The organism is Amycolatopsis sp. lyj-109 (genome assembly GCF_046548995.1).
Taxonomy (GTDB): Bacteria; Actinomycetota; Actinomycetes; order Mycobacteriales; family Pseudonocardiaceae; genus Amycolatopsis.
On record NZ_JAJPWR010000004.1, the window covers coordinates 382,823 to 409,411 of the forward strand.

25 protein-coding genes and 1 pseudogene are annotated in these 26,589 nt (G+C 70.3%); 14 read left to right on the forward strand and 12 right to left on the reverse strand.

From position 1 onward, the window contains the following. Window positions 1-311: 311 nt before the first annotated feature. The 3 genes from ACLJQF_RS11610 (at window position 312) to ACLJQF_RS11620 (ending at window position 2,990) form a co-directional block, all read left to right on the forward strand. Complete coding sequence (locus ACLJQF_RS11610) at window positions 312-1,385, forward strand: medium chain dehydrogenase/reductase family protein (protein WP_410608267.1); 1,074 nt, start codon at window positions 312-314, stop codon at window positions 1,383-1,385. A gap of 21 nt (window positions 1,386-1,406) precedes the next feature. Continuing rightward, entirely contained in the window at window positions 1,407-2,300 is an 894-nt protein-coding gene (locus ACLJQF_RS11615; RefSeq protein WP_410608268.1) for a TIGR01777 family oxidoreductase, read from the forward strand. A gap of 87 nt (window positions 2,301-2,387) precedes the next feature. Next, entirely contained in the window at window positions 2,388-2,990 is a 603-nt protein-coding gene (locus ACLJQF_RS11620; RefSeq protein ID WP_410608269.1) for a TIGR03086 family metal-binding protein, read from the forward strand. Here the strand turns inward: ACLJQF_RS11620 and ACLJQF_RS11625 are convergent. From ACLJQF_RS11625 to ACLJQF_RS11635, 3 genes are all read right to left on the reverse strand, one after another. Continuing rightward, window positions 2,929-3,864 (reverse strand): alpha/beta hydrolase, encoded by a 936-nt coding sequence (locus tag ACLJQF_RS11625; protein WP_410608270.1) that lies wholly within the window; start codon window positions 3,862-3,864, stop codon window positions 2,929-2,931. The two genes, ACLJQF_RS11620 and ACLJQF_RS11625, sit on opposite strands and share 62 nt — an antisense overlap. A gap of 305 nt (window positions 3,865-4,169) precedes the next feature. Further along, the gene (locus ACLJQF_RS11630) at window positions 4,170-4,922 is read right to left on the reverse strand and encodes an alpha/beta fold hydrolase (protein WP_410608271.1); all 753 of its coding nucleotides are present in this window, start codon (window positions 4,920-4,922) and stop codon (window positions 4,170-4,172) included. After that, entirely contained in the window at window positions 4,922-5,290 is a 369-nt protein-coding gene (locus tag ACLJQF_RS11635) for a DUF1330 domain-containing protein (protein ID WP_410608272.1), read from the reverse strand. The genes ACLJQF_RS11630 and ACLJQF_RS11635 overlap by 1 nt, the downstream gene beginning before the upstream one ends. A gap of 54 nt (window positions 5,291-5,344) precedes the next feature. Between ACLJQF_RS11635 and ACLJQF_RS11640 the strand changes: the two genes are divergently transcribed. Beyond that, entirely contained in the window at window positions 5,345-5,560 is a 216-nt protein-coding gene (locus ACLJQF_RS11640; RefSeq protein WP_410608273.1) for a hypothetical protein, read from the forward strand. Here the strand turns inward: ACLJQF_RS11640 and ACLJQF_RS11645 are convergent. Continuing rightward, complete coding sequence (locus ACLJQF_RS11645) at window positions 5,551-6,492, reverse strand: LysR family transcriptional regulator (protein WP_410608274.1); 942 nt, start codon at window positions 6,490-6,492, stop codon at window positions 5,551-5,553. The genes ACLJQF_RS11640 and ACLJQF_RS11645 overlap by 10 nt on opposite strands. A 131-nt stretch (window positions 6,493-6,623) precedes the next feature. On the opposite strand from ACLJQF_RS11645, the gene ACLJQF_RS11650 reads away from it, so the two are divergent. The 6 genes and pseudogenes from ACLJQF_RS11650 to ACLJQF_RS11675 all read left to right on the forward strand — a co-directional run bounded on the left by ACLJQF_RS11650 (window position 6,624) and on the right by ACLJQF_RS11675 (window position 11,099). Beyond that, window positions 6,624-7,586 carry an NAD-dependent epimerase/dehydratase family protein gene (locus ACLJQF_RS11650; RefSeq protein ID WP_410608275.1) on the forward strand — a complete coding sequence of 321 codons (963 nt, stop codon included), beginning with the start codon at window positions 6,624-6,626 and terminating at the stop codon, window positions 7,584-7,586. Further along, window positions 7,583-8,221: an NADPH-dependent F420 reductase gene (locus ACLJQF_RS11655; RefSeq protein ID WP_410608276.1), complete on the forward strand. Its 639-nt coding sequence runs from the start codon at window positions 7,583-7,585 to the stop codon at window positions 8,219-8,221. The genes ACLJQF_RS11650 and ACLJQF_RS11655 overlap by 4 nt, the downstream gene beginning before the upstream one ends. Window positions 8,222-8,377: 156 nt before the next feature. Beyond that, window positions 8,378-8,860 (forward strand): cupin domain-containing protein, encoded by a 483-nt coding sequence (locus ACLJQF_RS11660; RefSeq protein WP_410608277.1) that lies wholly within the window; start codon window positions 8,378-8,380, stop codon window positions 8,858-8,860. Beyond that, window positions 8,857-10,080 (forward strand): FAD-dependent oxidoreductase, encoded by a 1,224-nt coding sequence (locus ACLJQF_RS11665; RefSeq protein WP_410608278.1) that lies wholly within the window; start codon window positions 8,857-8,859, stop codon window positions 10,078-10,080. Before ACLJQF_RS11660 ends, ACLJQF_RS11665 begins: the two co-directional genes overlap by 4 nt. Continuing rightward, window positions 10,077-10,244 (forward strand): annotated as a pseudogene (locus ACLJQF_RS11670) (AsnC family protein); the annotation flags it as partial. The gene ACLJQF_RS11665 and the pseudogene ACLJQF_RS11670, both read left to right, overlap by 4 nt. 3 nt (window positions 10,245-10,247) lie before the next feature. After that, window positions 10,248-11,099, forward strand: coding sequence for an Lrp/AsnC family transcriptional regulator (locus tag ACLJQF_RS11675; RefSeq protein WP_410608382.1), 852 nt, complete (start codon window positions 10,248-10,250; stop codon window positions 11,097-11,099). On the opposite strand, the gene ACLJQF_RS11680 is transcribed toward ACLJQF_RS11675, so the two are convergent. Both ACLJQF_RS11680 and ACLJQF_RS11685 read right to left on the reverse strand, forming a co-directional pair. Further along, window positions 11,061-11,564 (reverse strand): MarR family winged helix-turn-helix transcriptional regulator, encoded by a 504-nt coding sequence (locus tag ACLJQF_RS11680; RefSeq protein ID WP_410608279.1) that lies wholly within the window; start codon window positions 11,562-11,564, stop codon window positions 11,061-11,063. The genes ACLJQF_RS11675 and ACLJQF_RS11680 overlap by 39 nt on opposite strands. A 152-nt stretch (window positions 11,565-11,716) precedes the next feature. Then, window positions 11,717-12,568, reverse strand: a complete 852-nt coding sequence (locus tag ACLJQF_RS11685) for an NAD(P)H-binding protein (RefSeq protein ID WP_410608280.1) — start codon at window positions 12,566-12,568, stop codon at window positions 11,717-11,719. Between the two features lie 176 nt (window positions 12,569-12,744). Here ACLJQF_RS11685 and ACLJQF_RS11690 point away from each other — a divergent pair, with 176 nt between their 5' ends. Next, window positions 12,745-13,080, forward strand: coding sequence for an ArsR/SmtB family transcription factor (locus ACLJQF_RS11690; RefSeq protein WP_410608281.1), 336 nt, complete (start codon window positions 12,745-12,747; stop codon window positions 13,078-13,080). Window positions 13,081-13,142: 62 nt separating this feature from the next. Here ACLJQF_RS11690 and ACLJQF_RS11695 read toward each other — a convergent pair whose 3' ends face one another. The 3 genes from ACLJQF_RS11695 to ACLJQF_RS11705 all read right to left on the reverse strand — a co-directional run bounded on the left by ACLJQF_RS11695 (window position 13,143) and on the right by ACLJQF_RS11705 (window position 15,726). Next, window positions 13,143-13,652: a nuclear transport factor 2 family protein gene (locus ACLJQF_RS11695; protein ID WP_410608282.1), complete on the reverse strand. Its 510-nt coding sequence runs from the start codon at window positions 13,650-13,652 to the stop codon at window positions 13,143-13,145. A gap of 264 nt (window positions 13,653-13,916) precedes the next feature. Continuing rightward, window positions 13,917-14,630 (reverse strand): DUF998 domain-containing protein, encoded by a 714-nt coding sequence (locus tag ACLJQF_RS11700; RefSeq protein ID WP_410608283.1) that lies wholly within the window; start codon window positions 14,628-14,630, stop codon window positions 13,917-13,919. A gap of 37 nt (window positions 14,631-14,667) precedes the next feature. Continuing rightward, a complete protein-coding gene (locus ACLJQF_RS11705; protein WP_410608284.1) occupies window positions 14,668-15,726 on the reverse strand; it encodes a zinc-binding dehydrogenase in 1,059 nt (352 codons plus the stop codon). A 107-nt stretch (window positions 15,727-15,833) separates the two neighbouring features. Between ACLJQF_RS11705 and ACLJQF_RS11710 the strand changes: the two genes are divergently transcribed. Then, window positions 15,834-16,607, forward strand: a complete 774-nt coding sequence (locus ACLJQF_RS11710; protein ID WP_410608285.1) for a TetR/AcrR family transcriptional regulator — start codon at window positions 15,834-15,836, stop codon at window positions 16,605-16,607. After that, entirely contained in the window at window positions 16,573-17,271 is a 699-nt protein-coding gene (locus ACLJQF_RS11715; RefSeq protein ID WP_410608286.1) for a TetR/AcrR family transcriptional regulator, read from the forward strand. Before ACLJQF_RS11710 ends, ACLJQF_RS11715 begins: the two co-directional genes overlap by 35 nt. A gap of 17 nt (window positions 17,272-17,288) precedes the next feature. On the opposite strand, the gene ACLJQF_RS11720 is transcribed toward ACLJQF_RS11715, so the two are convergent. Further along, entirely contained in the window at window positions 17,289-20,477 is a 3,189-nt protein-coding gene (locus tag ACLJQF_RS11720) for a family 78 glycoside hydrolase catalytic domain (protein WP_410608287.1), read from the reverse strand. A 263-nt stretch (window positions 20,478-20,740) separates the two neighbouring features. Between ACLJQF_RS11720 and ACLJQF_RS11725 the strand changes: the two genes are divergently transcribed. Beyond that, on the forward strand, window positions 20,741-24,091 hold the full coding sequence (locus ACLJQF_RS11725) for a glycosylhydrolase-like jelly roll fold domain-containing protein (protein WP_410608288.1): 3,351 nt from the start codon (window positions 20,741-20,743) through the stop codon (window positions 24,089-24,091). Between the two features lie 257 nt (window positions 24,092-24,348). On the opposite strand, the gene ACLJQF_RS11730 is transcribed toward ACLJQF_RS11725, so the two are convergent. Together ACLJQF_RS11730 and ACLJQF_RS11735 are read right to left on the reverse strand one after the other, a co-directional pair. Then, window positions 24,349-25,617: an alpha/beta fold hydrolase gene (locus tag ACLJQF_RS11730; protein WP_410608289.1), complete on the reverse strand. Its 1,269-nt coding sequence runs from the start codon at window positions 25,615-25,617 to the stop codon at window positions 24,349-24,351. Continuing rightward, entirely contained in the window at window positions 25,565-26,542 is a 978-nt protein-coding gene (locus ACLJQF_RS11735) for an EamA family transporter (RefSeq protein ID WP_410608290.1), read from the reverse strand. The genes ACLJQF_RS11730 and ACLJQF_RS11735 overlap by 53 nt, the downstream gene beginning before the upstream one ends. Window positions 26,543-26,589 lie beyond the last annotated feature (47 nt).

Sequence of the window (26,589 nt, forward strand, 5' to 3'; positions counted from 1 at the left end):
ACTCGCCGCTCGTCACGGCCGCCAAAGCCTTCGCCATCGGCCGCCTGGTGACCCACTCCCCCGACCAGGACGCCGAGCCGCTCATGCGGATCGCCACCACACCTCAGCAAGATCTCCGGGACGTCTTCCACACCAAGCTCAAGCCCGAACCCCTCCAGCACCCGGCCGCGCCGACGCTGATCGGGTCGGCTTCGGTTCGGACAGCCCGAGCACTCATCCCACCTTGCGGGTTGACGCACACTGACGCATCGGTGCATAGTTACGGTCATTAACAGAGCGAGGGATACTCACCGAGTGCCGAGGAGCCGACCATGAGCGAGACCACCACCCCCGCCGGGGCCACCCTGACCGTCAGCGAAGTGGTCATGCCGGGCAAGGTCGAGTCGTCCGGCCTGCGCCTCGTCCGGCGCACGCTGGCCGCGCCCGCCGCCGGCCAGGCGTTGGTGCGCGTCGAATCGACCGCCGTGTCCGCGGCCGAAAGCGCGATGCGCCGGGGCCGCTACTACGGCCAGCCCGCCTTCCCGTTCGTCCCCGGCTACGACCTGGTCGGCATCGTCGAAGCCGTCGGCCCCGGCGTGGACACCACCCTGGTCGGCCGGCGCGTCGCCGCGCTGACCAAGGTCGGCGGGTGGGCCACGGCCGTCCTGCTGACCGCCGCCGACCTGGTCGAGGTGCCCGACGCGATCGACGCGGACGACGCCGAGACCGTGATCGTCAACGGCTTGACCGCCTACCAGATGCTGCACCGCAGCGCGAAGGTGCAGGCCGGGCAGACCGTGCTCGTGCTGGGCGCCAGCGGCGGCGTGGGCACCATCCTGGCCCAGCTCGCCCGGCACGCGGGTGCCCGCGTGCTCGGCACCGCCAGTCCTCGCCACCACGACGCCCTGCGGGCGATGGGCGTGGAACCGATCGACTACCGGGATCCCGATCCGGCCGCGCGGGTGCGGGAGCTGTCCCCGGGCGGTGTGGACGCCGTGTTCGACCACCGCGGCGGCGAGAGCGTCCCCATCTCCTACGGACTGCTCAACCGCACCGGCACGCTGGTCTGCTACAGCATCGCGAGCAAGATCGACGAAACCGGCCCGATCCTGCCGGGATTCCTGCGGCTCCTCGGGAAACTCGCGCTGTGGGAATACCTGCCCACGCGCCGGCACGCGAGCTTCTACAACGTCTGGGCGGGCGCGGGCAAGCCCGGCACAGCCAAACGCACGGCCTTCCAGAACCGCACCCGCACCGACCTGACGCACTTGTTCGGGCTGCTGCGCGAGGGCGTCGTGACCGCGAAGATCGCCGCACGCTTCCCGTTGACGGAGGCGGCCGCGGCGTTGGCGCTCAACGAGTCGTCCGCCAGGACCGCGCTCGGCAAGATCATCCTCGTTCCCTGACCCCACAAGGAAACCGTCATCGTGAAGATCACCGTCACCGGCGCCACCGGCCTCATCGGCAGCAAGCTCGTCGCCCGCCTCCGGCAGCGGGGCGACGAGGTCACCACCCTGTCCCGGTCCGCCGGCGACGACCCGCGGACGTGGCAGTGGGATCCGCTCGCCGGACCCGCGCCGGCCGACGCCCTCGCCGGCCGGGACGCCGTCGTCCACCTGGCGGGCGAACCGATCGGCCGGCGGCTGACCGACGAGGTCAAGGAGCGCATCCGGCGATCGCGCGTGCTGGGCACCCGCCACCTCGTCGACGGACTCCGGGCGGTGCCCGAGGCGCTGCGACCCCGGGTACTCGTCTCCAGTTCGGGTGTCGCCTACTACGGGCCGCACGGCGCCGAAGAAGTGCCCGAGACGACCGCGGCGGGCCACACGTTCCTCGCCGAGGTCTCCGAGCAGTGGGAAGCGGAAGCCGCCAAGGCCGCCGCGACGGGCGTGCGGGTGGTGCGCATGCGCACCGGCGTCGTCCTCGACGCCCATGGCGGCACGCTGAAGTCGCTGCTCGCGACCTACCGGATCGGCATGGGCGGCCCGATCGCCGGCGGCGCGTTCTTCGTGCCGTGGATCCACATCGACGACATCGTCGGCCTGTACGTCCAAGCGATCGACGACGCGTCGTGGAGCGGCGCCTACAACGGCACGGCGCCCGAGCCGGTCACCCAGCGGGAGTTCTCGAAGGCCATCGGCCGGGCCGTGCACCGGCCCGCCTTCGTGCCGACACCCGGGTTCGCGCTGAAGCTGGCCCTCGGCGAGATGGCCGACATGATCACCACCGGCCAGCGCGCCGTCCCCCACCGCGCGCTCGAGGGCGGGTACTCCTTCGCGCACCCGGACCTCGACGCGGCCTTGGCCGACACACTGAGCTGAGACCGGTCCAGCCCCACTTTGTCGCGAGGACGAGGTGCTCGACATCGTCCGGCGCGGCGCCGAGTCGGACCGCAAGGAGATCCTGACATGATCTTTGTAGTGCTCGACGATCTGGCGCGGGTAGCCGCCGCCTCGTCCTCCGAAGAGCAGAAGGCCCTTCCCACCCCGTGCGGCGGGTTCGACGTGCAAGGAGTTCGGCGGCACCTCACCGGCGGACTGACCTACTTCGAGGGCGCTTTCCGTGACCCGGATGCCGGGCAGCGAGGGGCCGATCCCCACCACTACTCCGGGCCGGACGAGCTCGACGCAATTCTCCCGCGCCTCTCGGCGACACTGCGGTCGGCACTGGACTCCGGCGTGGCGGCGGCTGTCGTGAACGTGTCCGAACTGGGTGGATCCTTCCCCGGTGCAATGGTCGTCGACATGGTGCTGATCGAGGTCATAACCCACGGCTGGGATCTGGCCCGCGCGGCCGGCCTGCCCTGGGAGCCGGCAGACGAAACCTCCGCACATGCACTCGCCTTCTACCGGCAGATCATCAGGCCGGAGTGGCGCGGTCCCGGCATGGCATTCGACCACGAATTCCCCGTAGAACCCAACGCTGCCGTCCTGGACCGGCTCGTCGCTTTTACCGGCCGCGACCCGAACTGGTCACCGAAGACGGCTGGCCACGTAGGTGACCGCGAATGAACCGGCCGGCTCGGTCGAGAGCCGCGGTGCCTTCCTCCAGCACGGCAGCGAACGCCTGGAAGACATGCGGCACGTCGGGGACGACGTCCAGGATCACCGGCACGTTGTCGGCTGCGGCCCGGACCGCCAGGCGAGTGGCGTCGTCCAGCAGAACCTCGTTTGACCCCGCTTGGACAAGAAGCGGGGGCAGGCCGGCCAGGTCGGCGAAGATGGGGCTGACCCTCGGGTCGGCCGGATCGACGTCGGTGCCGATCAGGTAGTCGGCGACCCTGGTGCGGATGGCCGCCGCGGTGATGTTCGGATCAGCGGTGGCTTTGGTGCGGAAGCTCTCCCCGCTTACGGTCAGGTCGGTCATCGGAGAGAACAGCACGGCTGCAGCCGGCTGCGCGAGCCCTGCCGATCGGATGGCCAGGAGTAGCTCGACCGCGAGGTTCCCGCCGGCCGACTCACCGGTCACGACAATGTTCGCCGCGCCTCCTTCGCGTTCGAGGAGGGCGCGGTACGCGTTGACCACGTCCTCGACGGCGGCGGGATACGGGTTCTCCGGAGCCAGGCGGTAGTCGACCGCAACGATGCTCAGTCCGGCCAGGCGGGCCAGGCTCATGGCCAGGCCGACCGACCCGGTGGCCGAGCCGAGAGCGAACCCGCCGCCGTGCAGGTGGAAAAGCACTCCGGAGGCGTCCACGCCGGCCAGGTTTGCGAACACGACGGGCACGCCACCGAGATCGCCGGTGGCGGTGCGGACATCGTCCGGCAAGGGATGGGCAGTGAGCATTTGCTCCAGCAGGGATCGCTGGGTGACGACGTCGCCGCCCAGATCGAAGTCTGCGTTCCGGAGGAGTTCGTGGATCGCTACGCGCTGCGCTTTGCTCATGATCGTCCTGTCCGCAGGTGGTGGCGACGCTTACGGGGCCGCTGTCACAGTATGATAGCACTAACTAGATTAGACCTAATCTAGTTAGTGCTAAGTGGTCCTCCGAGCAGCAGGGTCTGCGGCACACCTTGATCTGACCTTCCTCACGAGATCGCCACCACGCACTGGCAGGTACCGGCCGGAGAGTTCCGCCGGCAGCCGGCGCCGCTGGTGGCGTCTTTTCTGGACAGCGTTCCCGGTGCGGCATCGCTGCGGAACCAGCCGGATCGAGGGCCGGGGCGGATTGGCCGGGCAACGGTCCACACTCAGGGGACCGTTGCCCAGAAGCCCGTCAGGACCGCAGCGCCACGAGCCGGGTCTTCGGTCATCCACCAGTGGCCCAAGCCTTCGAGAACCACCACCTGGGCACCGGCACGGGCGGCGGCTCGCCGGCGCTGTTCTTCGGTGCCGACGACCTGGTCCGCGGTGGCCAGGATCGCCAGCCCCGGACGCGCCGCCGCACGCTCCAAATCCAGCCCGAGCCCGAGCGTGCCCGGATCGGCGGCCGAGCGGTACAGCGCGAGGACCGCTCGGCCCATCGCCGCGTCCTGCCCGGCCGCGACGCGAGCCGCGACCCGCCGCTCCATTCCCCGCTCCGCCAACACCCCCGCACGCTCCTCGGCCGTACCGCCGAACCGCGCTACGACATCGGCTTCGCCGACATCCGGGGTCTGCCAAAGGCGGGCCGGCTCGTGCCACCGGTAGCCGGGGTCGTAGATCCCGAGCACGTCGCTGACCCAGCTGCGCACGAGGTCCGGGCGGCTCAGCACCACGTTCATCACGTGGCCACCGCCCCAGTCGTGCCCGACCAGGTCCACCGGCTCCCCCAACGCCGTGAGCTCCCCGACCAGCCAGTCCCGGTAATCCGCCTGGGTGGCGCCGAACCCGGCGGGCAGCGGCGCGCCGAAACCGGGCGGCGACAGGCAGATCAGGTCGGACCGGACGCCCGCGAGCTCGGCCAGCAACGGCTCCCAGACCGCCGTCGTCTCCGGGTTCCCGTGGACGAAGACCGCGGGCATCAGACAGCGAACGGCGTGGTCGGCTGCAGCACCGATTCCACCAGCGCTTCACTGCGCAGGTGAGCCGCCGCCTGGTAGTCGGGATCGCCGATCATGGCCGCGAACGCCTGCCGGTCCGGGTAGCGGACCAGCACCACCATGTCCCAGGCTTGTCCGTCCTCGGCGACCAGCGCTCGCCCGCCGTCGCCCAAATACTCCAGGCTCACACCGTAGCGGGCGTTGATCGACTGGCCGAGTGCCTCCGCGTAGCGCTGGTAGCTCTCACGGCCGCCGTCCGGGCGGAAGCGCAACAGGTTGAGCATCACGACCGGACCACCCGGGTCATCGGCCAGCAGAGCGTCGAGTGCGCGGTCGTCGATTTCGATCATCACAAGCCTCCTGCAGCGGGGTACTGGATACGTCACCCACCTTACACATACTTGTTGGGCGACACGCAAGTTATTTTGCCAGACTCCAGACGTGGTCACCTATTCCGCGAGCGCGGCGACACCTTCCGCGCCGACCTGCGCGTCGACGTCGAGGCCGGTGTCATCGATCCCGGCCTGAGGCCCGACGATGTCGCGGTCGCCATCGCCGGGCAGCTACGCGGGATCGCCCTGCAGCCACTTGTCGGCAGGTCACCCGGTTGTCACCGATGAGATGTCCGCGGCCGGGAGTCGTCCTCGGCGAGCTGGATTCGGATGTCCTCGGGCACGTGTACGCCGCGGGTTCGCACGTCCTCGATGAACCGGTCGGTGAGCGGTTCCGGCTTGGCGGGCCGCAGTGCGACCAATTGCCTGAACCAGCGCGGCGAGAACGATCTGACGGCACCCGGCAATCCGGGGCTGACCGCGCTGATCGGTGATACGGCCACGCCGATGCCGGCGGCCGCGAGCTGCGGCGCCGCGGTGGTCACCGACGTTCTCATCACCGGTTCCGGGCGCACTCCGGCCTCGGCCAGCGATCGGTCGAGCCATGCACTGAGACCGTTGTCCGGTGCGAAGTGCACGAGCGGGGCGCCGTCGAGATCCGCCAGCCGCAGGGTCGGCTGGTCGGCCAGGCGGTGACCGGTCGACGTCGTGAGCACGATCTCTTCCTCGGCCACCGTGACGGCAGCGGCCGCAAGGCGATCGGGCACGGGAGCCGGTGCCAGGACCAGGTCGGCCTCTCCGAAGTCGAGCAATCCGACCAGCTCGGCCATCTTGGCGGATTCCCGCAGGGTGATCCGCACCTCCGGATGATGACGGTGCCACTGTCGGATGATCGGTGCCACCAGTGGCACGCACAGGCTCTGCGCGCATGCCAGCCGCAGCGTCCCGCCGGCCGCCTCCCCGGTCGCGCGGGCGGACCTGACCGCGGCCGCGGCGGCGGTGACCGCTCGTCTGGCGTCCTCGACGGCGGCCCGCCCCGCGGGCGTCAATGTGACGCCGCGACGTTCGCGACGCACCAGGAGCGTCCGGGTCTCCCGTTCCAGCGTGGCGAGCTGATGGGAGACGGCGGGCTGCGACGAGTGCAGCAGCCGCGCGGCCTGCGTGATCGACCCGGTGTCCGCAACCGCGACGAGACACTCCAACGCCCTCAGCGAAGCCATCCATTAATCATATACCTGGCATCAGAAACATGAATCTCATTGAGGGAATGTGCAGGCGCCGCCTGTTGCTCTACTGACTTGCACCGTCCGCGCGAGAGGCCCGGCCGGAGATCGGCAAAGGGAGACAACCCGTGGATCAGGTATTCGTCACAGGTGGTTCCGGGTTCATCGGCCGAGCACTGGTGCGCCGGCTGGTCAAGGAAGACAATGCGGTCCGGGTGCTGGTACGCAGCGAAGCGTCGGCAGCTTTGGTCGCCTCACTCGGCGCCACGCCGGTGCGGGGCGAGCTGAACGATCCGGCCGCATGGCGGCATGAGGTGGAGGGTAGTGCGGTGGTCTTCCACCTCGCTGCCGAGACGGACATCGCCGCAGATCGCGCCCGTCACGAATACGTGACGGTGCAAGGCACCCAGGCGGTCGTCGACGCGGCACACGCGGGGCGTGTTGCCCGCTTCGTCCACTGCGGGACCGAAGCCGCACTTCTCGCCGGTGATCCGCTGGTCGACATCGACGAGACCGCACCACTTCGGCCGGACTCGGCGGCCTCCTACTGCGCGACCAAGGCCATCGCCGAGAAGATCGTGCTGGACGCGAATTCATCCGGCTTCGCCACGGTGTCGATCCGGCCGAGGTTCGTCTGGGGTCCGGAAAGCTTCCTCATCGACGGCTTGGCCGAAGCGGCCCGGGCCGGGCAATTCGCCTGGATCGACGGCGGTCGGCAGACGACGGATGTCACCTACGTCGACAACGTCGTCGAAGGCCTGATGCTCGGATGGCGGCTGGGTCGCCCAGGCCAGGCCTACTTCATCACCGACCGGCATCGCGTCGTCTTCCGCGAATTCATGGAGACCATCTTCGACATCTACGGCGTCCCTGCGTCGCCGGCCGACATGGACACCGAGACCGCCGCCCGCGAAGTACCCGTACCGGACCGGTGGTTCCTGGGGCAACCGTGCATCTTGCGGACCGACAAGGCTGTTGCCGAACTCGGATACAAACCCATCGTGTCGCACGTCGACGGCCTGGCCGCCACCAAGGACTGGGTGACCGGCGCCAGGTCCGCGCCCATGACAAAGGCGGTCACGGCGCGATGAAGATCGGGATCATCGGAGCCGGGCAAATCGGCGGCACGCTCACCGCGCTGTTGGTGAAGGCCGGGCACGAAGTGTGGCTGGCGAACACCCGCGGCCCGGAGAGCCTGACGGGCCTGGTTGCCCCGCTCGGTGAGCACGCACACGCCGCTACGGTCGCCGAAGCCGCCCGGGCCGCGGAACTGGTCGTGGTCAGCGTCCCCGTCCGCGCCTATCAGGATCTCCCCGCCGACCTGCTGGCCGGCAAGGTGGTCATCGACACCGGCAACTACGACCCGGAACGCGACGGGCCCATTCGCCCGCTCGACGACGAGCTGACCACCGACACCGAGCTGCTCGCCGCCAAGCTCTCGCGGAGCCAGGTGGTCAAGATGTTCAACACCATCTACTACGAGCACCTCCGTGACCACGGTCAACCGACAGGTTCGCCGGGGCGGCGGGCACTGCCCATGGCCGGGGACGACACCGAGGCGAAAGCCACCGTGGCGGCCGTGGTGGACCAGATCGGCTTCGACACGGTCGACATCGGTTCGCTCGACGCCGGCCATCGCATCGGCCGGCGCAGTCCCGCGTTCGACGTCCGGCTCGACGCCGGCCAGGTCCGCGCTGTTCTCAACGTGGAAGATCTGACGTCTTGATCGAGCACACATGGACGGATCTCGGGGATCCAGGGCGCAGGTTGGCGGATATCCGGCAGTTGAGGTGATCTTTGCGGCGAGCGGCGGTCACGGAGCCGATGATGAGGCCACGGCGATCGTTTCGACGCCCACAGACCATCGATCCAGGAGCCCGTGATGTCCATGCCACAACCGTTCACCCGGCGGTTGGTACAGCCGGACGAAGGGGAACTCCTGCACGCCGCAGGCGGCGTCGTGAACCGCGTGCTCGAGGACGGCAGCGTCGTCGGCCGGCGCCTGGGGGTACTCGAGTGTCGGCTGCCCGCCGGCTGGGCGGGACCGCCGCAACACGTCCACCGCGCTCACGATGAGACGTTCTACGTCGTGCAAGGAACAGTCCGGTTCGCCAGCGCCGACCTCGTGGCCGACGTCTCGGCAGGCGGCTTCTTCAGCGCGCCGATGGGCACTCCGCACGGATTCGGAAACGCGGCCGGCGAACCAGCGCTCATGCTGTGCACCGTTTCGCCGCAAAAGTACATCGACTACTTCCGTGAGCTGCAAGCGCTCACCCGCGGCTCAGCTCGGCTCGACCGCGATGTCCTCGCAGAGCTGATGGAACGCTTTGCCACGGAGCTCTACCCGGGAGCCGAGCCATCGTGAACACCCTCAAAGTCCTCATCGCCGGCGCCGGACTCGGCGGGCTGACGCTCGCACAGTCGCTCCGCGGCCACAGCGTCGACGTCTCGCTGTTCGAGCGCGACTCGAGCCCATGGGACCGTCCACAAGGCTACCGGCTACATCTCGACGCCGACGCGCTGAACACTGTCGCCGAAGTACTCCCGCCGGCGCACCAGGCCGTGTTCGACGCCACAGCGCAACGCACCGAGCCATTCACGACGATCCTCGACACCGACCTCTCGGTCATCAAGCGCCTCCCCACTGTCGACGAGCACGATCCGGCGACGTGGCCCGACCATCCGGTCCCGGTCGGACACGCCAACGTCGACCGCGCGACGCTCCGGCAAATCCTTCTCCACGACGTCGAGGACGCCGTGCACTACAACAAGGCGCTCACGCACTACGAAACCGACGGCAAGGGAGTCACCGCGTACTTCGCCGACGGCACGTCCGCTCGCGGGGACGTCCTTGTGGGCGCCGACGGGATCCGCTCCGCCGTCCGCCGCCGGCGTGCGCCCGGCCACGACGCGGTCGACGCCGGCATCACCGCGATCTACGGGCGCTTGCCGTTGAAGGCCGCAGAGCCGCTCGTTCCGGACCCGGTGTTGACCGATATCTTCACCATCGCCGCCGACTCGCGGAAGGTCTTCCTCGGCCTGGGCTCGGTCCGCTTCCCCCAACCGCCCGGCCAGGCCGCGGCCGAGCTCACCCCCGGGATGGCGATGATCCCGCGCGAGGACTACCTCGTGTGCATCGTCGGCGGCCGACATGAACACTTCCCCCGGCTCGCCGAGGCAGCGACTGCTCGTTCCCGCCACGACCTCCGTAGTCTCGCCGCCTACACCGTCCGCGACTGGCCCCAGACCGTCACGGAGCTCTTCGACGTGGCTGATCCCGAGTCGTTCTTTTCGGTCCGGATGTCCACCAGCGTTCCGCACGGGCTGGACGAGCCCACCAACGTCACGCTCCTGGGGGACGCCATCCACGCCATGACCCCTACGCTCGGTCGTGGCGCCAACGTCGCCATGCGCGACGGAGCACTGCTGGGGCGAGCCCTCGCAGCAGTCGCCGCCGGGCACCGCGAGCTGCCGAGCGCGCTCGCCGGCTACGAGCAGACCATGCTCTCCTATGGATTCGACGTCGTGCGGTCCGCGGCACGCATCGGCGAACAACGCATGGCCCAGAACCCACTCACGCAATGACATCTCGATTCGAGTGGCACAATCGTTCCGTGATCGACCGGATAGATCGCCAGGTGATCCACGCCCTGCAGTGTTCACCTCGTGCGCCGTTCTCCGTGGTGGCACAGGTAGTGGGCGTCTCTGAACAGACCGTCGGCCGCCGTTACCGAAAGCTACGCGAAAACGGCGTGATCCGGGTGATCGGCCGGAGGCCGGCGGCCGACGGAGCAGGCCGGGCATTCTTCGCGCGGATCCGGTGCCTGCCCAGCCGGATCGTGTCCGTCGCCGAAGCCATCGCCCGTTACCCCGAAGCCCAGTTCGTGCATCTTTCGGCGGGGGGCGCGGAGATCGTGTGCCTCATCCACTCGCCTGCCTCAGGGGCCGGCACCGATCTGCTGCTCGAGCGACTGCCGCGAGCGACTGCCGTCCTCGACGTCTCGGTGCACCTGGCGTTCCACCGGTACGGCAGCCCCGGCGCATCCGACGACTGGACCGGTTTCCCCGACGGCCTCGACGAGGAGCAACGCAGCGCGCTGGAGGCCACCCGGCGTCCGCGCACCGGAGCGGTGATCTTTCCAGGGCCGGAAGACGCGCCGCTGCTGGCGGCGCTGGCTGAGGATGGCCGGGCGGACTACGCGACGCTGGCGGCGACGACCGGGTGGAGCCAGGACCGGGTCGCCCACCGCATCGGTGTCCTCGAACGAGCAGGGACCCTGGTGCTCGACGTCGACGTGCTCCCGGAGCAGCTCGGGTTCACCACGCAGGCTGTGCTGTGGCTGTCGGTCACGCCCGCGTACATCGACGAATTGGGGACGGCACTGGCCGCCGACCCGCAGGTGGTGTTCACGGCCGCGACGACCGGCCGGCACAACGTCGTCGCCGTCCTCGTCTGCCGCGACGATCACGACCTCTATCACCACTTGACCACGACGATCGCCGCACTGCCCGGGGTCGCCGGTTACGAGATCAGCCTTACCACCCGCAAGCTCAAGCAGGCCGCATCACTGGTCGTCGCTGGAGCGCTGCGCCCCAGCGGATAGAGCCCTGATCGGTTCGCCGGACGCGGCGGCACGAAGCGTGGCGAGCGCGGCGCCGAGAGAGTCGAGGGCGGCAACCGACAGTGGCACGCGCAGGAACTTCTCGAGTTCCCGGTCGAAGACCGTCCCGGCCCTCTCCAGCACTTCCTGCCCCGCGGCGGTGAGCTCGATGACGGAGGACCGGCGGTCGGCGGGGTTCGGGCGGCGGACGCAGTGGCCGAGCTTTTCGAGGCGATCCACTGCCTGGCTGGTCCCGCCGACCGTGATCTCCAGCGCGGCGGCGATGTCCTGAACCCGGCACCCGGGTGTGGCCGCGATGATCATCATCGCGTTGAGGTTGCCCAGCGGCACCCCGCACTCCTGCTTGAGCCGGACGTCCACGGTGTTCCACAGGGCCGTCTCGAAGCGGACCAGGTCGTCGAACACCCGCCGCAGCCCCATCGCTTCCCTTCCCTCGCCGACGATCACCACGGACACGGTAGCCCCGACTGGCTCAGCAGCAAGTAGCTTAACATAATTTAGATTAGCAGTAACCTAGGTGGCGAAATCGAGCTCTCCCGCTCCGCTGTGCTGGCGCCGGACGGTCCGGCCACGAGAGAAACAGCGGCTGATGACTGGATTCACGCGGCCGGTGTCGCCCACCGGGCCGCGTGTTCTTGGACGAACTGGGTGAAAGTGCGGGGCGGCCGGCCGGTCAGGGCGAGCACCGCGGTGCTGAGCTCGTCTTCCCGGCCGGCCGGGACGCCGGCGTCGGCGGCGGCGAGGATCGTGGCGAACTCTGCGGGTATGCCCGCGGCCCGCAGGTCGGCTGCCTGCTCGTCCGCGCCGGCGTGGGCTACCCGGACCGGCCGTCCGGTCACGGCGGTGATGATCGCGGCCGCCTCCGGGTAGCTCAGTGCCTGCGGGCCGGTGAGCAGGTAGTCGTGCTGATCGCCGGGGACGGCGTCGAGATCGGACAGCAGGGCGGCGGCGGTTGCCGCGATGTCGCGCGCATCGATCCACGCCACCCGGCCGTCACCGGCGGCGGTGCGGATCTCACCGTCTCGCCGGATCCGCCGGCCCAGCGGGTGCGGGGGCACGAAGTTCTGCATGAACCCGGACGCGCGCAGCACGACCCCGCCGGGCTGGGCCTCGACCTGGCCGGCCAGGTCCAGTGCTTTGGGGGCGAGGGGGATGGCGGAGCCGAGAAGGACCACCTTGCGGACGCCGAGCCGCTGCGCCTCGGTCAGGAACGGTCCCACCAAAGGCATGGGGTCCACGCTCTGCACCGGCGGCACCAGGAAGACCCGGTCGTGTCCGTTCAGCGCGGCCGGATGGGTGGCCGGATCAGTCCAGTCGAACCGGATCGCATCGGGGTCGTCGGCGGCCGGGTTGCGGCTGGCCACTCGAACCGGAACGCCGCTGTCGCGCAACAGGTTCACCAGCTCGCGGCCGGTTTTTCCGGTGCCGCCGGTCACGAGTACGCCGGTCATCGGGTCGGCTCCCCGGAGGCACTCGGCACGGTGTCTCCTTCGATCAGGACCGATCCGAGCGTTCCGACGGTGAGTGGCCACACTGCCGACATATCGTTTGATGCTTGTCGAAGTATCACAAGGTGTCACGGTAAGCTATACTTCGATGGACGTCAAATGATCGAACAAGGAGCTGGATGCCGCGCGCGTTACCCGAGCCCTCGATCGACTCCTTCGACCTCACGGTCATCCTCGGCGCGCTCGCCGAACCGGGCAGGCGAGCGTTGATGACCGAGCTGTACCGCAGTCCGGAGCCGGTCGACTGCGCAATCATCGTCGAGACCGCCGGCCTGGGCCTGAGCAGCCCGACGATCTCCCATCACTACCGCGTCCTGCGGGAAGCGGGCCTGATCAGCACTGTCGCGGAGGGACGCAAGCGGATCGTCAATGTGCGCCGCGACGACATGGAGGCGCGTTTCCCCGGCCTGCTGAACGCGGTACTTGGAGACGAAGCCCAGAGCCCTGGCCGCTGATCGGCAGCCAGGGCTGAGGCAAAGTTGTGGTCAGGGCATCCCGCCGCCGCTGCCGCCTCCCGTCAGGAGGTCGGCGGGGTCCAGGTGGCGGGCAGGCCGGACTGGGCCAGCAGCGTGGCGAGGCTGTAGTAGTCCCGGTCGCTGACGATCAGGCCCCGCCGCAGTTCGAGAATCGTCGTGGCGGGCACCGCGAACGGTGCCGGCGCACCGTGGATCTGTCCCGAGTAGACGGTCTCGACGGCGATGTGGTCGCGGTCGCGGAACGACTCCTTGACCGTGACGTGCACGTTTGCGATCAACAGGTCGGTGCGCTGCTTCCAGGACGCGACCCCGTCCCGGCCCGTCGAGACCACGTTGACGCCGAAGTCGGTGTAGGTGGCGTCGGCGGTGAACAGCTTCGCCAGCGCCTGCGGGTCGGTACCGCTCCACGCCGACGCCCAGGCCGCCACGATGCCAGGACGCCCGTGCCCGGGTTGGCGGTGGTCGGCGGACGCGCTGCCGCTCAGGGCGGTGACACCGACAACGGCGACGGCGAGAACGGCCAGGACGCGCTTCACTGCGGAGATCTTCATGGTGGTTTCCTCACTGTGATGAAAGGGACTGCGGTGAAAGGGAGTGGTGAAAGGGACTGGCACGACGGCTAGTACTGCAGGGCGAGATCTTTGTTCGGTGCGGCCGAAGATGGCCGGCCAGGACAATCCTGGACGCCGGCCTGCCGGTCTGCCGCAGCTGGTCGTGAGTGGTAATTCGGGTTAGAACCCGAATTGCCACTCACGACACCAGCCACGGCAAACGGTGACTTTCCCCAGGTCACGCACACAAGTGTCCCTGTAGTACTAGCGCCGCGGCGCGCCGGAAGAGCGTTCGAGCAGCAGGCGCACCGGCTGCGTGACGTGCAGGAGGAAGCCGCCGAGGAGCAGCTGCCACAGCACGAAGGCGTAGATGGCGGTGCGTTCGAGGATGCCGGGCGGCAGGAGCGTGAAGGTCGCGAGCCAGGTCACCGCGGCGACGAGTCCGGCTCCGCCCAGGACGACTCCGGCGCGACCCACTGCCGCGGGGATCCGGAGCCGTGGCCACTGCCGGCCGAGGAGGACGGCCAAGGTGTTGGTACCCAGGATGGCCACCGTGGCACCGAGGTAGTGCAGCCACAGCGTGCCGTCCGCCGAAGCCGCCGTCGAACTGTGCACGATGCCGATCAGCGCGAACCCCGCGGCGATGGCCACGCCGAGGCCGCGCACCAGGACCCGGGACCGGTGCGGCAGGACCCGTCCGAGCAGCCAGGAGGCGGCTCCGACGAGGAGACCCTGGACGACGAACGCCGTGTTCATCAGGGTGTGGGCCGGGGAACAGACCACCCGGCCGCCGTAGGGGCCGCATTGCGGGTTGCCCAGGTCGCTCACGAAGTTGGCGCTGTAGCTGTAGCCCGGCGTCGTCCACGCGGCGGCGGCGACGGTTTCGCCGATCACGAACACCAGTGCGCCCAGGACGAGAGCGATCGCGGCGGCGGCGAGCGCCACCGAGGCGCGGCGGGTGGCAGGTCTGTCGTGCATCGACGTTTTCCTTGCTGGAGGCGGAAAGAGAGAACTTTCAGGGCACCAGGATGATCTTGCCGACGGCGGTCCGGCCGGAGCTTTCGGACATCTCCAGGGCCGCGGCCGCCTCGGCCAGCGGGAAGCGGGCGGCGATCTTCGCGGTGAGCACGCCGTCGCGCAGCAGGCCGAAGACGTGCCGGAGGTCGGTGCGGATCCGGGTCCGGAACTCGGCGCGCTTGGCCGAGTCCGGCTTGCCCGCACCGGTCCAGACGTTGAAGAAGCTCGCGTGCTTGCCGTTGGGCAGGGAGTTCCAGAACGCCAGCTTCGCCACCAGCTTCAGGAAGACGGGCAGCACCGGGCCGGTCTCGTCGATCTTGCTCGCGAGACTGTAGGAGACCAGGGTTCCGGTGCGGTTGAGCAGCCGGTACGAGGTATCGATGCTGTCCCCGCCGAGGTGGTCGAACACGGCGTCCACCCCGTCCGGGGCCAGCGTCCGCACCCGCGCGGCCAATTCGGGATCGCGGTAGTCGACCGGCTCCACGCCCATCGCGCGCAGCGCCTCGTGGTGGCGCGGGTTGGCCGTGCCGATCACCCGGGCGCCGGCGTGCCAGGCGAGCTGCACCAGGATGGTGCCCACACCGCCGCCCGCGCCCAGCACGAGCACGGTCTGCCCCGCTTGCACCTTCGCGACGCGGTGCAGCATCTGGTAGGCGGTCAGCCCGTTGACGATCACGGTCTCGGCGTCGTCCGCGTCGATCCCGTCGGGCACCTCGACCAGGTCGGCGGCGGTCAGGAGGACCGCCGTGGCCCAGCTGCCCGTCTTGGTCAAAGCGGCGACCCGGCGGCCGACGAGCGCGCGGTCCACGCCTGGCCCGACGGCCTCGACGACGCCGACGAGGTCGTAGCCCGGCACGAACGGGAACGGGGGCTGCGGCACGTAGCGAGCCCGGCGCATGGCGGTCTCGGCGGCGGACACGGCCGTCGACTCGACGCGGACGAGCGCCTGACCGGCCGCGGGGGCGGGCAGCGTGCGCCGGGCCAGTTGCAGGCCGGCGGGCTCGACCTTGCCCGGCAGGACCACCTCGGTGACGGTGGTGGCGTTGTTCTCGGTCACGGCGAACTCCTCGGCCTCAGCGACTCTTTGTCGCTCTGTTAATGATCGTAACTATGCATTGACATGTCATACTGAGTCAACCCATAACGCGGAATGAGGTTCTCGTGATGCCCGAGCAGCAGCTGACCCGACGTGACCGGTACCGGCGCCGGACCGTGGCCGAGATCAAGGAAGCGGCCATGGCCCAGGTGCGGGCGGGCGGACCGGAGGCGCTGTCGCTGGCCGCGATCGCGCGCACCATGGCGATGTCGGCCCCCGCGCTGTACCGCTACTTCGCCGGCCGGGACGAACTGCTCGCCGAACTGGCCGTCGACGCGCACCTGGCGCTGGCCTGCACCCTCGAGGCCGCCGCGGCGGGCGCCACCACGCCCGCGTCGCGGCTGCGGGCGGTCGCCGTCGCGTACCGGGAGTGGGCGCTGGCCCAGCCCCACGCCTATCGCCTGGCCTGCGAGTCCCCCCACGGCTGCGTCGCCTCGGCCGCGCAGCGGAGCATGAACGTGCTCCTCGACGTCGTGGCCGAAGCCGGCGCTCCCCCCGACGCGGCGATCCCGGCCCCGCTGCGCGCGCAGCTGCACCGCTGGAACGACGGCCCGGGTCAACGCGGGCACCCGGCCGGCGTACTGCACTTCGGGCTGGTCTGGTGGAGCAGGCTGCACGGACTGATCAGCCTGGAACTGGCGCAGCACACGGTGGGCACCGGCATCGATCCCGGCCTGCTCTACCGCAGCGAGGTCGAAACCATGGTGGACAGCCTGCGGCACGGCGTGACGATCGCGCCACGGGCGTTAGGGTGCGTTGCGCGGCGATGTACCCGGCAACAGTGCGACGGTCCGTTAGGATGCGGCGATGACCGGAGAACCGCCGAAGCCGAGCCGACGTGAACGGCTGCGCGCCCAGACGCTGCAGGAGATCGAGGACAACTCGTTCGCGATCATCGACGCGGAAGGCGTCCACGCACTGTCGATCGCGGCACTGGCCCGGAGCATGGCGATGTCCGCGCCGGCGGTCTACCGCTACTTCGCGTCACGGGACGCGCTGGTGACCCACCTGATCACCCTGTCCTACCGGCAGCTCACCGACGCCATGGCGCAGGCGGTGCAGGGCAGCAGACGAGCACCGCGCGCGCGGATCGGGCTGCTGGTCACCGCCTACCGCGACTGGGCGCTGCGGCACCGGCGGCGCTACGGGATGCTCTTCGGCGAACGCGGCGAGGACCTGCCCGCCGACGCCCCCGGGCCGACGCCGCTCGACCAGGCGATGGCGCTGCTGATCGACCTGCTCACCGCCGTCGGAAACGGCTCGCCCGCGGACAACACCAGTGGCGACCGGGCACTCGACGGGCAATTGAACAAGTGGGCCCGGTCGCAGGAGCGGCCGGACACGAGCGCTCGGGTGGCCCGCGTCGCCATCGTGGTCTGGACGCGGGTGCACGGGATCGTCAGCCTCGAACTCACCGGCATGTTCGACGACCAGAGCATCGACGCCCAGCGCCTGATCGACCTGGAGATCGACGACGCCGTCAAGTCACTCTCGACACCCGCGTAGGACCGCAACCCCCTCCCTCACAGGGCGGAGCGGAACACCTGGTCGCCCGAGCCGACGCGGAAGACCGCGTAGCCGTCGCGGAAGCCCTCGAACCTCGCCTCCGGCGGCGCCTGGACGGCGCGGCCGTCCCGCGCGGGAACGAAGATCTCGGCCGTCGCTCCGGCGGGCACCCCGGTGCGCAGGGTGAAGCGCCCGTGGTCGCGGGTCCAAGCCGAGCTCACCCGGCCCAGCGGGGATTCGACGTGCGCCGACGCGTTCGTCAGGTCGCCGACCGGGTAGGGCTGGATCTTGACCGTCGTGTAGCCGGGCGCCGCCGGCTGGATCCCCGCGACGCGCTGGTAGAGCCAGTCGTCGACGGTGCCGAGGAAGGCGTGGTCGTGCGAACGCGAGGTGGCCGGCCACTCCTCCCACATCGTGGTGGCGCCCAGCGCGGTGAACCAGTACCCCCAGCCGGGATACGCCGGATTCGTGGCCACCTGGTAGGCGAGGTCGCCGTAACCGGCGTCGGTGAGCGCCGGGAGGATGAGCTTCGTTCCCAGCGCGCCGGTGTTCAGGTGGACTCCCCGCGTCTTGATGTCGTCGACGAGGTGGGCGACGACGGCCGGGCGATCCGCCGCGGGGACGATGCCGAGGCTCAGCGGCAGCAGGTTGGAGGTCTGGCGGTAGCCGGCGGCGCGGTCGTCGTAGTAGGCGCCGGCCGATTTGTCGAAGAACGTCGCGTTGAGCGCGTTCGCGATCGTGGCCGCCAGGGTTTCGAAGTGCTTGGCATCGTCGTCATGGCCGAGGGCGTGCGCGATCCGAGCCATCGTCGTGGCGGTCTGGTGGAGGTAGGCGGTGCCGGCGAGCCGGGTGCCTTCGGGCGGGAACGCGGCACCCGGGGCGAGCCAGTCGCCGTAGCTGAAGCCCGTGTAGATGTTCCCGGTCTTGGCGATGTCCTGCTCGTAGTGGCCGAGCCAGGCCTTCATCGCGCCGTAGTTGTCGGCGAGCGGGCGGGTGTCGCCGTAGTACCAGTAGAGGTCCCAGTTGATCAGGACGAAGCTCGCCGACCAGACCGGGTCGGTGACCTGCTTGCCGCCCACGGTCGCGGGCACCGTCTGGCCGATCGTCCCGTCCGGGTTCTGGTCGTCGCGGTGCGCGCGCATCCAGTTCTCGTAGAAGTCCCGCATGTCGAAGTGGGCAATCGCGGAGTCGGCCGAGAGGTGTGCGTCCGCGGTGTAGGGCCGCTTCTCGTACATCGGGGTGTCGGTCGGGACCGAGTGCAGGTTGTTCAGGATCGTGTTCGCCTCGGCGTCGTCATAGCGGTTGAGCAGCGGACTGGAGCTGGTGAAGTCGCCGGTGGTGGCGACCGCCGTGTGGACCCGCTCCGGAGTGACCGATTCGATGGTCACTCCCGGCGGCGCGGCGATCTGGACGTACCGGAATCCCGCGTAGCTGTAGCTGGGCTGGTAGCTCTCCAGGCCGTCACCCTTGAGGGTGTACGTGTAGGACTGCAGCTGCATGCCGAACCCGCCGGTGTTGTCGGCGGTGCCGTCCGGACGCAGCTTCTCGCCGTAAGTGATCTTCACCTGGGCGCCGGCGGGCCCGCGCAGGGCGACCCGCGCCCAGCCGGCCGTGGTGGTGCCGACGTCGTAGACGTGCACGCCGGCGCTGGGCGCGGTGATCGCGGTGACCGGCAGCCGGTCGGTCACCTTGACGGGCGGGAACGCCTCGGCGCGGAGCGTGCCCGCGGGGGCGGACACGGCCGATGCCTGCCGCCAGCCGGCGTCGTCGAACCCGGGGCGGTTCCAGCCCGGCTGCTCCAGCCGCGCGTCGTAGGACTCGCCGAACCAGAGCGACTCCGTGCGGGTGGGCCCGTCGGCGACCTTCCAGCCGCTGCCGCTGATCACCTGCTGGGTGCTGCCGTCCTGATAGGTGATGTCGAGCTCGAGCTTCAGCTTCGGCTCGCTGTGCCAGGGCGAAGCCACCCACTCGTCGGGGTTCGTCATCGCGTAGTACCCGCGTCCCAGGCTCACGCCCACCGCGTTCCGGCCCGCTCGCAAGGCATCGGTGACGTCGTACGTCGTGTAAAGAGCGGTCTTGTCGTAGACGGTGAACGCCGGGTCGAGCTCGTGGTCGCCGATCCGGCCGCCGTTGAGGTAGAGCTTGTGGTAGCCGAGACCGGCGACGTACGCGCGGGCGGATCGGATCGGTTTGTCCGCGGTGAACTCCTTGCGCAGCAGAGGTTCCGGCGGGGGCGGCGTGGTGACCGAGCTGCCCCACGGACCGGCCCCGTACGCGGCCGCGACCAGCGCTTGGGGCCAGGCCGAGTCGTCGAAGCCGGGCTCCTGCCAACCGGCCGGGGCGGTGTCGGCGGACTTCCAGGCACCGTCGGTGCTGAGGTCGGCCGGGGCCCCCGCGCTCTCGACCCGGAGTTTGCCCAGGAACCCGGCCGGACCCGGCGCGGCGTTGGCCGCCTGCGCGGCGATCACGTTGCGGCCGGGACGCAGGGCGGCCGCGATGTCGACGACGGTCGCCGTCCGCCATGAATCGGCCACGGGTGGCGAGGCGGCGATCCGCTGTCCGTTGACGTAGACGGTGAAGCTGTCGTCGGCGGTGAGATCGAGCCGGGCCGCGGTGATCTGCTCACCGGCGGGCAGTTCGAAGGTGCGCCGGAAGTACCGCGTCCCGGCCGGCGCCGAGTCGGCCGGATTGCCTTCGGGATACCAGATCCAGCTCGCCCCGTCGAACGACGGCGGCGTCGAAGCCGCCGGCGCGCCGATCCACTCACCCCGGAACTGGCCGGGCGCCAGGAACGCGGTCTCGAACCACGCCGGGTCACTCCACCGCGAAGCGCGCTGAGCGGCGTCCCACACCTGGACCCGCCAGAAATAGCGAGTGCGCGGTCGCAGCGCGGGCCCGGCGTAAGGGACGTCGAAGGATTGCGAAGACCGCACTTCGCCGCTGTCCCAGACGTTCGCCGGCCCGGCGCGCTCGGTCGACACCGCAATCCGGTACGCCGATTGGCGGGCACTCCCCCTGGCGTTCAGCACCCAGCCCAGCCGCGGCTGAGCCACGTCGACACCGAGCGGATCGACTTGGTGTTCGACCTGCAGCCGGTCGGCCTGAAGGCCCCCGAGGGGAGCCACCGGATAAGCCCCGGCGGGCGTCACTCCCAGTACCAGCAAGATCAGCGAGGCCGACGAGGCCGTCAGCAGGCGCGAAACCATCGCGTTCCTCATCTCCGTTGACCGGTCGGCGTCGCCAATATATGAATCGTTTCAATAATGGCGGCGGACGACATAGTAGGCAGAACGACTTCCCGATGACAAGTGCCAGGACTGGTCCCCCGACACCTCGGAATGACAACCGGCGCCGACCGGACAACATCCCCGCCATTGCTTGACTGATACGACTCGCAACACGTACGGTGTTTGATTGAATCGTTTCAATATGCGGTCAATTCCCGTTCCAATCGAGCAAGGAGAAGCCGATGAGCGAGCGCGAAAGAACGGCCGGAAGCGACTCGGCGTTGTCCCGGCGGCACGTGCTCGCGCTCGCGTCGGCCGCGGTGATCGTCGGAACGGCCGGAGGCCGGCCGGTGGCCGAGGCCGCGCCCGGACCCGGGGACCCCGCGAAGCGGTTCGCCGATCCGCGCCCGGACTCGCGGCCCACCGTGCTGTGGTTCTGGAACGGCACCGTCACCACGGACCTCGTGGCCACCGGGTTGGCGGACCTGCGCGACAAAGGCATCCACGAGGTGCTGGTGTTCCCGTTCGACACCGCGGCGCTGAAACCGGCGTTCTTCACCGAGGACTGGTTCGCGCTCATCGAATTCACCCTGCGCGAGGCCCAGCGGCACGGCATGCACCTGTGGCTGTTCAACGACGACTACTTCCCGAGCGGCCGCGCCGGCGGGCTCGTCGTCGACGGCGGGAAGGTCGGCGACCGGAGCTACCAGCCGCGGCCGGACCTGCGGCTCAAGGGGGTGGGACACCAGGTCCTGACCGTCGACGGCGGCGTGCCGGTGCCGCTGGTGAGCCGGGGACTGTCGGTGTCGGACGGCAGGTTGCTGGTCGACGCCGCCACCCGCGACGGCGTGACACTGCTGCGCGAGGGCGCGCAGTGGCAGAACTACGACGTCGTGGCGAAGGTCCGGGTCGAAAGCGCCACGGCCGGGCTGATGGTCCGCAGCGCCGACGAGGGCAACGGTGTCCTCGCCGACCTGCGTTCCGACGGCGCGGTGGACGTCTGGCAGCAGACCGGCGGCGCGTTCAGCCTGGTCCGCAGCGGCTCGCCGGTGCCGGGGTTCGACCCGGCCGCGGATCACGAGCTGGTGGTACGCGTCCGGGAGACGACGTTGACGGTGTCGCTCGACGGCGCCGCCCAGGCCCCGGCCGACCTGCGGTACCCCACCGGCCGGGTCGGGGTGCGCGCGGTCGCGAGCCAGCGGTCGTCCTGGGACAGCTTGACCGTGCGCGATCCGGACGGCCGCGTGCTGTACGCCGAGGCGTTCGACAGCGCGGCCGCGCTCGACGCCTTCGACCTGCCCGCGACCGGCCTGCCACTGGTCGCCGCGGCCGCCCGGCCGGAGTCTTCGACCGACCCCGCCGCGCTGATCGACCTGACCGAGCAGGCCCGCGCGGGCGGCACGTGGACACCGCCGGCCGGACACTGGCGGCTGGACCTGTTCACCGTCCGTCCCCTGAGCACCCCCACCGGAACCGGCCGCGCCTACCTCGACCTGCTCGACGACGAGGCGGTGCGGCTGTTCATGGACGCCGTGCCGGGCGAGTACGTGCGCAGGTTCCCGTGGGCGGCAGGCGCGGTCCTGCGTGGCTTCGCCGACGACGAGCCCTACCTGGCCTCGGCCGACGGACCCTTCAACACGGTGCCCTGGTCCCCCACGTTGGACGCGGAACTGCGCCGGCTCGGGACGGCACCGGGCATCGCGCTGACCGCGGTGCACGACAGCGAGCTCGGCCCGGCCGGCCTCCGGCTGCACGGAGTCTTCTGGCGCGCGGTGAGCAACCGGTTCGCGGCCGCGTACTACCGGAACCAGGGCCGCTGGATGGCCGGGCACGGCCTGAAGATGATTTCGAACCCGCTGTGGGACGAGTACGGCCCGGGCGAACAGCTGCGCAGCTCCGGCAACCTGAACACCACCAACCAGTGGGCGCAGGTCCCGGGCACCGACCTGATCTTCGACCACTACCAGCGCGGCTACCACCGCACGCTGTCCCGGTGGCCGGCCAGCACCGCGCACCAGCTCGGGCTGGAACGGGTCTACCTGGAGGCGATGGGCGGCACCGGCTGGGCGGTCACGCCGGCGCTGATCCGCGAGGTGGTCGGGGCCTTCGCCGTGCGCGGGGTCAACCACACGCTGCTGCACGCGAGGTTCAGCGACGAGAACCAGATCGTCTACCCTCCCCCGTTCCAGCCGGTCAACCCGTGGTGGGGAGTGTCCGCGCCGTTGAACGACTGGATCGGCCGGCTGATGGAAGCCTGCCGCGCGCCCGCGAAGGCCCGGACCGCGCTGCTCCAGCCGCAACGCGCGGTCGAGTCCACACAGGACACCCCGGCGATGGCCGGCCTCGACACGGCGTTCCTGACCACCGCGCACGCGCTGGAGGACGTCCAGGTCGACTTCGACTTCCTCGACGAAGGCGCGCTCGACGCCGACCCCGCCCTGGTGACGCACGCCCGGCCGAGCGGGCCACGGCTGGTCGTGGGGCAGCAGGCGTACCGGATCGTGGTGGTGCCCCGGACGCCCGTCCTCGCGATCGGGTCGGTACGCACCCTGCTTCGCTTCGTCCGCGGCGGGGGCACGGTGATCGTCGTCGGCGAGCCGCCGAGCCGCGAGGCCGGCGGCAACGACACGGGCCTGCGCACCGCGTTGAACGAGCTGTTCACCGCGCGCTCGGTGCTCCGGGTGGCCGACCCGGCGGCGGCCGCGGCCGCCGCCGAAGCCGGTGGCGCGGCGGCGGTGCTGGAGCCACGCCACGACGACGTCCGGGTGCTGCGCCTCGACGGCGCCGGTGGCGCGACGTTCGTGGTGCTCAATGAGCGCGCCGACGCCGTGGACCTCACCGCGACGTTCCCGGCGACCGGCGTGCCCGAGGTGTGGGACCCCGACACGGGCAGCACGGCACCGGCGGGCGTGTGGCGGCGGGCACCGTTCGGCGGCGAGCCCCGCGGAGGCACGGCGGTGGTGCTGCGGCTGGAGCCGAAGGCAACACTGCTGGTGGTGTTCCGCACCGGGCCGGAACCCGCGCACGCGGTGTCCGCGTCGGCACCGGTGGACCGCGTGCGGATCGACGGCCGCGCCGCGACCGCCACGCTGCGCGTGACCGGACCGGGACCGGTCACGGTCACCGCGACCGACGGCGGACGCACGTTCTCCGGCAGCGCGACGGTTTCCGATCCGTTCACGGCCGTCCCGCTCGGGGGCGACTGGGCGTTCCACTTCGACCGGGCAGGCGCGCCGGTGAGCACGCGCCCGCTCGGCTCCTGGACCGAACTGGACCCGGCGTACTCGGGTTCGGCTTGGTACGAAAAGGAATTCGAGGCAACCGCCGTGGCCGGCCGTCGGTGGACCCTCAATCTCGGCGAGGTCCACGAGGTGGCCGAACTCGAGGTCAACGGCAAACCGTTCGGGTCACGGCTGTGGCCGCCGTACCGGTTCGACGTGACGGCCGCCCTACGGCCCGGCCGCAACCGGATCCGGGTGCGGGTCACCAACACCGGTGCCAACACGCGCGGCCAAACGGTCGCGTCCGGCCTGCTCGGCCCGGTGACCCTTCGCCCCCACCGGCTGATCGACGTGGCCTTGAACGCACGTTAGGCGCCGATCCGGCTTCGCGATCTGCCGGCCGCGCACGGTCTGGGCCCTCCGCTCCTGGCAGGGCGGAGGGCAGCCGCCGGCGAGGCCGACCCCGTACTCCGTCGTGCTCGCCGACGCCGGCGTGGCCGGCGGCCTGCGGCTTGTTTCGTGCATCGCGAGGAGTGCGCACCGAAGCTGAGCGGCGTCATGGCATCACGGGGTCGCACATCATGGGCGGCGAAGTCGCACACACCCGCCGAACCGGTTGGCGCTCCGCTTCAGATCTGGTCGTGCAGCATTCGCAGCAGGTGGTCGAGGACGCGTCCGCCACTGACGCGAAGCCCGTCGTGCTCGTGCTCGTTGGTCGCCCACAGCCGTAGGCCCCCGATGGCCTCAGCGGTCTGCAACGAGTGACGGGCGTCGACGTACATGTCGTCGAGGTAGACGGCGGCGGCCACGGGGACGTCGTTCGCCGCCAAGCGCTGAGGGTCGTAGAGGTCGGGCCAGTCCCCGCGGGCGAACAGCACCTCGGCCGGCTCGCGCAGGGGTGCGAGACAGGGTTGGTCGAAGTGGAACGGGTAGGTCATCTCGCCGGTGAACAGCACCGGGTCGTCCCCGGCCAACCCCATGCGCGCGTCGAACTGGGGAAACTCGCCGCGCACCCGCTGAGCCGCCCAGTTCGTCGCGCCGGTGCCGCGCTGGGCGTAGGTGAGTTCATGCATGAGCGGGTTCAGCGGCAGCTGGGCGTAGCTGAGGAAAGCCGCGGCGCGGGCAAGGAAGCTGTCGGACAGCTCCGCTCCGGCCCAGGTGTCTTCGAGCAGGTAGTGCAGCACGTCCGCGCCGTCGCTTGTGCCGAGCACCATCCCGAGCGACTGGAAAGCCTCGACGGTGAGCGAGGATCCGTCCGGCAAGAGGGCCGGGCGCTCGATCAGGTGCGCGGCGATGCGGCGGACCGAGGCGGTGTCGTGCGGGTAGCGGCGGTAGTACGCGGTGTTCTTGCGGTGCACGCGCGGATAGGTGGCGCGGTAGACCTCGTCGGGGGTGACGCGCAACCCGGGAAGTCCGCCGGTGATGATGGCCTCGCTCAGGCCCTCGGGTGCGAACGAGAGGTAGGTGACGGTGCACATACCGCCGAAGCTCTGGCCCAGCACCGACCACGGTGCGCCGGACAGTTCGCGCCTGATCAGTTCGGCGTCGCGCACGATCGAGTCGGCGCGGAAATGGGCTAGGTAGCCGGCCTGCGCGGCGGGCTCGCCACGGGCCGGGAGCGTTTGCCGGGTGATCGGGCTGGAGCGGCCCGTGCCGCGCTGGTCGAGCAGCAGGACGCGGTAGTCGTCGAGGGCGCGGTCCAGCCAGGAGTCCCGGCCGACCGGGCGCGGCGGCAGCATGCCGGGGCCGCCTTGCAAGAACAGGAGCCAGGGAAGCTGCTCGCGCTCGCGTCCGGTGGCCACGACCTCGCGTGCGTAGATCTCGATGTGCTCGCCCTCCGGCCGATCATGGTCGAGGGGGACGGAGAAGCGATGATCGGTGAGGGTGACACCGGGCATGGGAGGTTCCTTTGCGGTGGTGAAGTGATCTTACGGGACGTTGCTTCGCGAGAATGCTGATGGCGTTGGCCGCGATGATCACCGCGATGCTCAACCAGGCGGCCACATCCAGCTCCTGCCCCAGAACGAGTACGCCGACGACGGCGGCGAACACCGGGTTGACGCTCATGAACAACCCGAACGCCTCCGCGGGAACGCGACGCAGCGTGAACAAGTCCGCGAGGAACGGCACTGCGGAGGACAGGATCCCGGCCGCAACAGCCGCACCGACCGCCCCGGCGGACGGCGGGTGGTGCACCACGACGCCGGCTCCGATGGGCAGGTAAACCAAGGCCGACAGCCCCGCCGCGGCGGCCGTGCCCTGTGCCCCCGGGACGCGCTGCCCGATGGACCGGTTGAGAAGGATGTAAGCGGCCCAGCAGGCCGCCGCGAGCAGCGCGAGCCCCATGCCGAGGTAATCGGCGCTGGGGCGCGGGCGCATCAGCACGATGACTCCCGTCACGGCGAGTACGGCGCAGCCCAGGTCCACGCGTCTGCGCGAGCCGGCCAGCGCGATCGTGAGCGGACCGAGGAACTCCAGGGTCACCGCCAGGCCGAGACCGATCCGGTCGATCGCGGTGTAGAGCGACAGGTTCACCACGCCAAGGACGGCCGCGAGCAGCAGCACCGGCCCCCACTGGCGCCGGGTGAAGGACCGGAGGCGGGGCCGGCCGACCGCGAGCAGCACCGCCGCCGCGACGCACTGGCGGACCGCGACGACGCCGACAGGGCCGAGCACCGGGAAGGCCAGCGACCCGATCGCGGCGCCGAGCTGGGTCGAAAGGCCGCTGGCGAGCATCGCGCCAACCCCGGCCATGGGCACGGCGCCACGCCGCGTGGGCAGGACGGCGCGGTCTGCGGTGCGAGTGGTGGGGTCGGCTGGCATGCCTCGATCCTGTGCCGCGCCGGACCGTGCGCAAAATGCATGGAGCC